Source organism: Hydrogenobaculum sp., assembly GCF_049967395.1.
Taxonomy (GTDB): Bacteria; Aquificota; Aquificia; order Aquificales; family Aquificaceae; genus Hydrogenobaculum.
This window is the reverse complement of record NZ_JBMFST010000124.1, coordinates 1-742: the sequence shown is the minus strand read 5'-3', so window position 1 is coordinate 742 and position 742 is coordinate 1. Positions and strand designations below refer to the sequence as shown.

1 pseudogene is annotated in these 742 nt (G+C 28.7%); it reads left to right on the top strand.

Features of this window, described 5'->3' with window-relative positions:
• Positions 1-414: 414 nt before the first annotated feature.
• Positions 415-742, top strand: a pseudogene (locus tag ACP5S8_RS08485) (hypothetical protein); the annotation flags it as partial.

Here is a 742-nt window from a genome sequence, read left to right as displayed (position 1 = left end):
CCTTCATTTTTTTTAACGAACATGTCTTTAATAAGTATATCAAACACGCCAGGTTCCGGTACTACAAGATAGAATATATCATAAAATCTAAAATAAAGTTCTGTTGTCATCCATTTTTCACATTTATATTGATTTTTTGCTTTTCCCTCTTCGTTTTTTGCATTATTGATTTTTATAAACTTTAGCTTATTTTCTTCGATAAAACTACATATTTCTTCTTTAACACGACCTATAAGATTACTTTAACACAATCTATAAGATCACTCATTACACAATCCTTTTATAATAAATATACGTTGAGTAAGAAATTCATTTTTTAACATTCTATTAATTTCAAAAAGCCAAAAGGCAGTAATATTTCCTAACTACCTTTTGGAGGTACACTTACCCATGCAAATATTTAAACTTTATACCATGGTATTGAACAAAATTCAAGCATTCACAAAAACATTTTTGAATGATGAAAAACCTAAAGCTGGTAGAAAACCAAAACTTACTGATGAAGAAATCGCTTCTATCTTTATACTTTCCTTCATAACAGGAATGCCAGCAATGAAAACTGTAAACCAAATATTAAACCCATCTATAAAGTCCTATCACATCTTTAGAAAATCGAGAGTGAAAAGAGTATACAACATTCTAAGGAAATACATGCAGTTAAGAGTAATATTTATAATCCTTGTTAATCTTGTGTCAAAAGCAAAACCAAAACTTATAATAGACGGCACTATTTTGCCAGCTG